7 protein-coding genes are annotated in these 7,883 nt (G+C 54.6%); 6 read left to right on the forward strand and 1 reads right to left on the reverse strand.

From position 1 onward, the window contains the following. From PM2_RS28915 to PM2_RS28935, 5 genes are all read left to right on the forward strand, one after another. The coding region (locus tag PM2_RS28915; protein ID WP_042132625.1) for a P-loop NTPase fold protein at positions 1-1,387 on the forward strand (1,387 nt) is incomplete at its 5' end. After that, positions 1,387-2,232, forward strand: a complete 846-nt coding sequence (locus PM2_RS28920) for a Qat anti-phage system associated protein QatB (RefSeq protein WP_028700076.1) — start codon at positions 1,387-1,389, stop codon at positions 2,230-2,232. The genes PM2_RS28915 and PM2_RS28920, both read left to right, overlap by 1 nt. Further along, complete coding sequence (qatC, locus tag PM2_RS28925; RefSeq protein WP_028700075.1) at positions 2,229-3,494, forward strand: Qat anti-phage system QueC-like protein QatC; 1,266 nt, start codon at positions 2,229-2,231, stop codon at positions 3,492-3,494. Before PM2_RS28920 ends, qatC begins: the two co-directional genes overlap by 4 nt. Continuing rightward, positions 3,494-4,234: a Qat anti-phage system TatD family nuclease QatD gene (qatD, locus tag PM2_RS28930; RefSeq protein ID WP_051564720.1), complete on the forward strand. Its 741-nt coding sequence runs from the start codon at positions 3,494-3,496 to the stop codon at positions 4,232-4,234. The genes qatC and qatD overlap by 1 nt, the downstream gene beginning before the upstream one ends. 58 nt (positions 4,235-4,292) lie before the next feature. After that, entirely contained in the window at positions 4,293-5,663 is a 1,371-nt protein-coding gene (locus PM2_RS28935; RefSeq protein ID WP_028700073.1) for an AbiJ-related protein, read from the forward strand. Positions 5,664-5,729: 66 nt separating this feature from the next. On the opposite strand, the gene mobH is transcribed toward PM2_RS28935, so the two are convergent. Beyond that, entirely contained in the window at positions 5,730-7,448 is a 1,719-nt protein-coding gene (gene mobH / locus PM2_RS28940) for a MobH family relaxase (protein ID WP_028700072.1), read from the reverse strand. Positions 7,449-7,670: 222 nt separating this feature from the next. On the opposite strand from mobH, the gene PM2_RS28945 reads away from it, so the two are divergent. Further along, positions 7,671-7,865 (forward strand): DUF7740 domain-containing protein, encoded by a 195-nt coding sequence (locus PM2_RS28945; RefSeq protein WP_028700071.1) that lies wholly within the window; start codon positions 7,671-7,673, stop codon positions 7,863-7,865. Positions 7,866-7,883: the final 18 nt, after the last annotated feature.

The following is a 7,883-nucleotide window of genomic DNA, read 5'->3' on the forward strand; positions in this document are numbered from 1 at the left end:
AGAAAAAGATGATGAGAAGGGCGAAGAAGGAACGTTAGCCTTTAAGGCTAGCGGCCTTTTGAACCCGGCCAAACCTCTCTCCCTACCGAACGAAATTCACGCCTTCAGGCTTGCCCTTGAAAAACTGCTGGAAGAGCTTGGTATCACACTCGTAGTGTTCGTGGATGACTTGGATCGGTGCCTGCCGGAGACCGCCATTTCAACCCTGGAATCCATCCGACTGCTGCTTTTCCTCAAGCGTACTGCCTTCGTAATCGCTGCGGATAATGACTTCATCCACGGTGCAGTGAAGAAACATTTTGAAGGCACAGGGATCAAGAGTGACATCGCTACTAACTACTTCGACAAGCTGATCCAGGTGCCGCTGCACGTGCCTCGCATCGGAGTGAACGAGGCTAAGGCATACCTGGTTCTGCTCTTGCTTGAGAAGGAGGCTAGGAACAGTGGCTTCCCTCAAGATAAATTCGATCGTGCGAAGGTGGAGATTCCTCAACGGCTTGCGAAGAGCTGGCTCGGGGAGACCATATCATCTGCATTCCTTTACGAACTCGTTGGTTCGGATGGTCGCCTTCAGCAACTTATGGATTTGGCGCAAGGATTGGCGCGGCTTATGTTCCAATCGACCAGCATCAGTGCTAATCCGAGGCTGATGAAACGCTTTTTGAATACAGTGTACTTGCGTGAGTCGTTGGCACAGCCTCAAGGCATCACCTTGGATATCCCGGCCCTAGCCAAATGGCATTTGCTGGAGCGTTATAAGGAGGACTTGGCAAACACGTTGGCATCGATGGTGAACTCTGAGAACGATGGCAAGGTGCAGGAGCTCCTGCAGGCTGAGGAGCTTGCGCGGGACGGAGGTACGCAGTCCAAGCTATTCGCCGACGACCCCTTTATTTCGGAGTGGTTGCAGTTGGCGCCCCCCCTTGGTGCAGCCGATCTTCGTCCTTTACTCCACCTCAGCAGAGATACAGCGACCCGCGATTTTGGCGACGACAACATGACTCCTGCCGCTCGTGAGCTGAGGGATGCTTTGAAGGCTGCTACTGCCTCAAATGAACATTTAACGAAAGCCATCGCCGCCGTCGACAGTGAACAGGCGGAACTTGCAATGGTAAAAGCCTGGCAGGGTAATGCTCCGTCGCGGACATGGAGATCTGCTACCGAAATGGTCATTTTGATCGAGCCTTGTAAGGTTCATCCGGCGCTTGGTAAGCGAGCAGCCGGGCTCTTGAGCCTTGCACCTGTTGAGTCCATCGGACCTGGGCTCATTCCTGCGCTTGCTAGTCAAGCTTGGGCCAAGGACGTCTTAACGTCATGGATAGAAGAAGCAGGTATTCGAGAGATTACAAAGCGGGCCATCGAGTCGGCGTTAAGGAGTGAGGCCTGATGGGTACCTCGACATCAAGCAGTGGTGGTAAAGCAGGTTCTCCATTCGACCCTGAATGGTTAGATCAAGGCGATTCAGCTGGCAATGGAGGTCTTGGAGATGGGGCAGGAGATGGCGCTCCAGATGACGACGGTGGACAACCACAGGATACGCCAGATGATGGCCAGAACCCTGCGCAGGATCATGATCTAGCCCCGGATCGCAGATTCATGCCGGCTCGTTCGAAAATGGGAAAGTACCTTTCTGGCGGTGGCCGTGACGCGTTGCGCGGCGCAGCCAGCAGCATGATCAACAAAGGTATGGGCGGATCTGGGCGTGCCGCCAGTACGATGCGCGGGGTTGCCCATGGCGCAGGACGTCTTGGATCCTTTCTGGAAGCAGTGCGAGCCGGTACTGACCCCCAGGTTCTGGACTGGATTCAGTGGATTCGAGGCCTCAATCTTTCTGCCAATGACCTTGTGCTGGAGGTTATAAAAAAGGTTTTGCCCGAGACGGGGAGCGTTGATGACGAGTCTCTGAGAAACGCCGCTGTTGACGCATTGGGGCAGTTGTACGAGCAAGACCCCGAAGTAGATATTCTCCAGTTGAGTGATCAGCAGATCACCTCCGTCATAGGTTTTACAATCGCCAATGAGGTCTGCAACCGCATGGATCTTCAGTTAGGTCAAACCTACGAGAAGCTCAAGTATTCACCGGTTGAGATCCAGGAATTTCGCAACGACATCAAAGAATGGGTTCATGGAGAGGTGCAGCGAATCATGGAAGGTCTTGTAGGGCGCAGAGTCGATCCGCAAACGCTGGCCCAAGCGGTGCTTCAAACCGCGCTTGAGGTATTCGCTGAATGATCAAGGTAATTTGCACTAGCCTCGACCACCTTCCAGCTCAACTCAGAGAAGACGAGCGGGCCTTTACCTATTTCAAAAGTGCGAGGCGTGATGGTGTTGGCACTATCGCGAAGAGCTGGCACGGCTCTCTGAAACGGAAGGGTTTCCGCCCAAGCCCTGAGACCTGGGATTTCGTGCAGTTGTGCCTGGCTGTATGCGCGACTGATCTCTGCGCGCTGAGGAGCACAAGCGCTGATGGTTGGACGAGGACGATCGAGCTAAGTGTAGGGCTTTTTGATCCGATGCGTTGGGAACCCTGGAAGACTGAGCTTGAGCAATTGCTGAAGGTTCTGACGGGTGATTACTGGACGTTGACTTTTACCAACGCAGGCCTTCCTCCTCCCCAAGGTCGCTCTGCCGCCAAGGATCAAGATTGTGTCTCTTTGCTGTCGGGCGGCCTCGACAGCCTCATTGGGGGTTTGGATCTTGTTGCACAAGGGCGACGCCCACTTTTCGTTTCCCAACTTGCTCATGAGGACTCCCAGCGTCAGCGTGATTACGCACAGCTTCTGGGCGGCGCCGGCGCTCACTATCAGTGGAGCCACGGCATCAGTTTCAAAGGCCCGCGCGAGCCTTCGACCCGGGGGCGGTCGTTGGCATTTTATGCTTTCGCAGTTCTGGCTGCTTCTCAGTTGGGTGTTGCGCGCCCTACAGTGTTCATCCCGGAGAACGGCTTTATCTGTGTTAATCCACCATTGGTGCCGGGCCGAGTGTCAAGCCTCAGTACCCGGACGACGCATCCGCTCTTCATCAGCCAGCTGCAGCGTGTCTTGGACGGTGTCGGGGTTCCGGTGCAACTGGAATTGCCTTATCGATACAAGACCAAAGGGCAGATGATGAACGAATGTTTGGATCAGCCGCGGTTACTTCGACTTGCCTCTGATAGCACCAGTTGCGGTCGATTCCGTACCTATAATCGAACGCACTGTGGAAGGTGTGTCCCCTGCATGATTCGGCGCGCCGCCTTCACTGCTTGGACAGGTGGCGCAGACGATACCGAATACGTTCACCCAAACTTGAAAACCAGTGAAAAGTCCAGTGGACCTGACGACCCTATGGCTGTAGCACTGGCAGTGCTCACGGCAAAAGAGAAGGGGATCGATAGGCTGCTGGGAGCATCATTGGCGTTTGCTTCTGTTCCTGAACGACCTCAGTATCGCGCGGTACTTAGCAACGGCATTCAGGAATTGGAGGCCCTTCTGACCGGAGACGGATTGCTTTGATGGACTTCCACTGCCATCTTGATCTTTACCCCAATGCACGCGATGTCTGCGCGCAGGCGGTGAAGAAAAACGAGTTTACTTGGCTGGTTACCACCAGCCCCCGGGCTTTCACGGCTACCAATCGAGTTTTGGGTGGGCATGAGAACGTGTTAATCACACCTGGGTTACATCCAGAGTTAGTGCATGATCGGTATGGCGAACTCGAAAGCCTACTCGAGCAAATCAAGCATGCGGGCGCCGTCGGAGAGGTCGGCTTGGACGGTTCGAAGCGCTTCCAACAAAGCTACGACTTGCAACGCAACGTGTTCACTGCCGTTGTCTCCCAATGTGCAAACTTGGGCGGTCGGGTGTTGAGTATTCATTCGCGCCAGGCTGTTAAGGATGTGCTTTCCATCCTTGATAGTCATCCAGGATACGGAACAGCCGTACTTCATTGGTTTACGGGAGCTGCCTCAGAGCTTAAGGCTGCCTCCGATATGGGGTGCTGGTTCAGCATTGGTCCGGCAGCTTTCAACTCCGCGTCTGGGAAAGCATTAGCCAAGAAGCTACCTCGACATCGTGTAGTGCCTGAAAGTGATGGACCATTTGCTCAGGTGAATGGTGAAACCGTCATGCCTTGGAGTTCAGGTCAAACGGCGGTTTTGCTGGCAGATGCCTGGGCGCTGCCAGTGGAGGAGGTGATACTCAGCCTAGATAGTAACTCTCGTCGGCTCATTGAGTTGATCCGTGCTGCTGGTTAACCCTCCTGATGGCCTCTCAATTTCAGCAAGTGAGGCAATCTTTCGCTGAGATAATTTCATGCCTCATACGTCAGCCAGCCTAACAGCGCTGCGCGAATGCTTCGCCAAGATCATGGGTGATCAGAAGGACAACTTCAGGAGCATAGACATTCCGCCGTTTCTTGCTCGTTTGGGCCTAGAGGATTGTCCAGAGGCAGATTCAAAGCGAAAGCACCTGAGTGGCGGTGTCTGGGCTTCGAGTGATGAGCAAATTGTGCTTGCGTCTCAAGAAGCGCTAAAAATTCTTTCTCTCACAGTCTACGAACGCGACAATCTTCAAGAGCTTTTGTGGAGTGACGGATCTTGCCCCGTCATACCAGGGCGCTACAGACGTGATCTGGCCCAGAGCCTAGAAGCTCATCAGTTGTTCATTGATGAGATAGGCTTCCAAGAGGCCCTTGGGGCTTACTGGCGAATTGACGAAGGAAGTCTGCAGCCCGATTTCAGCTTCGGCCCTACGCTGCGTGACCTCATTGTAAAACACTTCGTTTGGAGCCAAGACTGGTCTGTGACGAAGCTCTTTGAAGTACTGGGTGCATTCAAGTGTTCTGATTCCCGATTCAGTCACTTTTTAGAGTCGCTAGCTTCATCTCAAGTGAGGCCTGATGAAAGCTCACAGCGCTTGTTCATGGCGGTGGTTGATAGCGCCCTGGTTCCTTGTGGCGTCCATTTCATCGCGACGATGGGTGATGACGGTTACCTGAGTCCCGCGCTGGCCTATATCGGCGCCGCGGGAAAGCCTGCTCCCAAGAACCTGATCTTCGCATCGTCAGTCAAGCCCGACCTCAGGCTCAGCAATGCTCTGGACAACGATGTCGAGGTCATAACCAGTGCGGATAAGGTGCTGATTTACGACCGGCCAATAGGACATGCCGGTTTGCTATGGCGAGAACTGCAGTCATGGTATGAGGAGAAGGAAGGGCTCAGTGCAGGAGAGGGCAAAAAGCCTTTGTATCAGCGTTTGGGCGAGAGTGTTAAGGGCACATCGAAGGTGCAGTCATTGGCGTTCACAAGCTTCTACAAAGCGTTTCCCAAGGAGAACGTTCCAAACCTTCCTGCTCTGCTGCCAGAAGTCTGGTTTCACTGGGATCCTCAGACAGTTGCACAACGTGGCAAAGATGCGCTGCTCCGTTCTCGGATGGATTTTCTTCTGTTGCTGCCCGGCGGTATCAGGATAGTCATCGAAGTCGATGGCCAGCACCATTATGCAACAGATGATGGCCGCGCTAGTCCGAAGCGATACTCGGACATGGTGGCTGCAGACAGACTGCTCAGATTATCAGGCTATGAGGTGTATCGGTTTGGAGGGTACGAGCTTGGTCAACCAGACGCTGAAGAGATGCTGATTCGCTTCTTCCGAGCACTGTTTGATCGATACGCTCTGTCATGACAGCTGTGAAGCGATGAGTTCGCTTCACTCACTGTTCGCAAATGAACGACTGGATAGTTCAGGGGCTTAAGTGATCAAAGTCAAGAATGGATTGCTGGCGTGAATCTCACTCGAAATTGACTTAGCATCGCGTAGCAAGTAGCCATTCAATGAGCCGGATTTTCGGGGGCCTCTAACTGTGCAGGTCCAAATATTCCGACCATTAGTTTTTTTTACATGAACATCCAGCTTCTCAAATTGACGCTGGAGAAGTCGCCAGGCTTCGCTCTTTGGAGCTGCTTCGGCCAACTCTGGGTGTTCTGCAATGTACAGCTGGAAGATCCCCGGCGTGACCAAGAAGAAAGTACCGTCCACCGTATGGATCTTGGCCTTGCTGTCGTTGATCACTAAGCGATGACTGTGAACTCCCTCGCGCAGCCACTCGAGAAAGGCCAGCCCCGCGGCATCCTGGGGTGGAGCAGTGGTGGATTGCGTCTTCTCAACGGCTGATCCACTCTCCCGTTCGCCCGGCACTTGTAACATGTCCATGAGGTCGTCGAGGTAGTCGAATTCCTGATCTCGCAGCACGGCGACGGGTTGATTGACTTCTGGCGTGGCTGGATGCCGATCCGGAGACGGCTCATTGGTTTCACCAGTCGGCAGGGAACCGTCTGTTATCGGCTCAACTTTGCCCTTAAAGCAGTCTGGTCGCGGCGCATCTGCCCAAATAAGGCTCGGTTGCAAGCGGAGAAAAGTAAAGCGATGTTGCCAGTCATCGTCTGTTACGTTGGCATTCCATACCGCTTTGCCTTCCGGTGTTGCCTCGACCAAACCGTGTGATTGCAGTTCATCGAACAAGGCGATGTTGGAGGAGGGTATGCCGTCCACCGCTTGAGCCAGCAGGTAGGCACGCAGCCTGTCGGTCGCGGTTTTGCTGACCAACCACAGGTGATCAACAGTGAGCCAGCCGGCAGCGCCAGGCTGATTGAGCTTGAACTCGTTCTTGACCAGGTGACGCAAGCCCGTGAGCAGATGGTGCTGCAACGAGTGTTTGGGGGCCAGCAGGGCCTTGGTGGGGTTGGCACCGATGTTCTGCGCGGTGGATACCCGGTCAGCTTGCAGCACCAGTTCCCCGAGGGGGCCGGCATGATCGTAATGGTTGGCCAGCAGGAAGAGCAGGTGGCTCCACAAGACCGGATAGCTGCTGAGCCAGTCGAGCTGATAGGAAGTCAAAAGTTGCGTGTACAACAGCCCCGCAGCGGCGCCGTGAAGCTTGTAGTCGCGACCGACTAAGAAGCGAAAGCGGTAGGGCTGGGTCAAAGGACCGTGCCAGGGGTGCCACACCTCGCCATTCTGATACTCCACCTGCAGATCCACGGCAATCTTGCCAATGTCGTGGAGCAGGGCGCCGTAGGCAATCGCCGCGCTCCAGGCATCGGCCTGTGCGGCCTGGTCTTCTGGCGCGGCGCCGCTGGGTAGCAGGTACGATTGGCGCAGCTTCAAGCTGCAGGCTACCAGTTCTAGTCCATGGTCCAGCATGCCGCCCGTATAGGCATGGTGGTGACTTTCGCTGGCAGGGAGTTGCTGTACATAGGTAGCGTAGCGGCGGATCGGGTCAAGGTAGAGCTGATTGAACTGCGGCTCCGAGAGCGCTGTGTATTGCCAGATGCGCTCCAGCAGCTTTTTCCGGTGGTCGGCACAGAGCAGGGATTCAGAGGATAGAGGGAGGTGAAACCCTTCGGGAGCTTGAGCGAGCGAGGGCTCCGCGGTATTGCCTTTTTGATGTTTGAACCACCAGCGCTTCATCGCGTTACCTGCTTTACATTCAGAAGGTCCTTTTGCCGTTTCGGATAGGCCTCTTACCCTTGCGCCCCCTTACCATTGCCGCCGTTACCCTTTAACGCCTTGAGCCTTTTCGCGAACGCGAAATTTCGAAGCCTGGCGCATCGAGTTACCTGTGGTACCGGAATGGCCTGTCCTTTTCCCGGGAGGTAGACTGTCCGACATTATTTCGAGGAATGTGGCCTGATGACGTTGAGCGATGCCATTTTGATCGTGCTTCTGGCTGACCGGATTCATGGTACCGATGCTGCCATTCGATCAGCCGCCACGCGTTGCGCGAAAAAGCTGCCGCGCAGTCAGCGCGACATGCTGTTCAAGATCGGCAATAGTGCCGCACCTCGTGAACTAGTGGGGCACCTTTGCCAGTTCTTGCCGGACTGATTAGTCACATAGATAGGG

Source organism: Pseudomonas monteilii NBRC 103158 = DSM 14164 (genome assembly GCF_000730605.1).
GTDB classification, from domain to species: Bacteria; Pseudomonadota; Gammaproteobacteria; order Pseudomonadales; family Pseudomonadaceae; genus Aquipseudomonas; species Aquipseudomonas monteilii.

Excerpts from the sequence above, each read along its gene's own strand:
- mobH (WP_028700072.1), bottom strand. The coding sequence starts at position 7,448 with ATGAAGCGCTGGTGGTTCAAACATCAAAAAGGCAATACCGCGGAGCCC.
- PM2_RS28945 (WP_028700071.1), top strand. The coding sequence starts at position 7,671 with ATGACGTTGAGCGATGCCATTTTGATCGTGCTTCTGGCTGACCGGATT.
- PM2_RS28935 (WP_028700073.1), top strand. The coding sequence starts at position 4,293 with ATGCCTCATACGTCAGCCAGCCTAACAGCGCTGCGCGAATGCTTCGCC.
- qatC (WP_028700075.1), top strand. The coding sequence starts at position 2,229 with ATGATCAAGGTAATTTGCACTAGCCTCGACCACCTTCCAGCTCAACTC.
- qatD (WP_051564720.1), top strand. The coding sequence starts at position 3,494 with ATGGACTTCCACTGCCATCTTGATCTTTACCCCAATGCACGCGATGTC.
- PM2_RS28920 (WP_028700076.1), top strand. The coding sequence starts at position 1,387 with ATGGGTACCTCGACATCAAGCAGTGGTGGTAAAGCAGGTTCTCCATTC.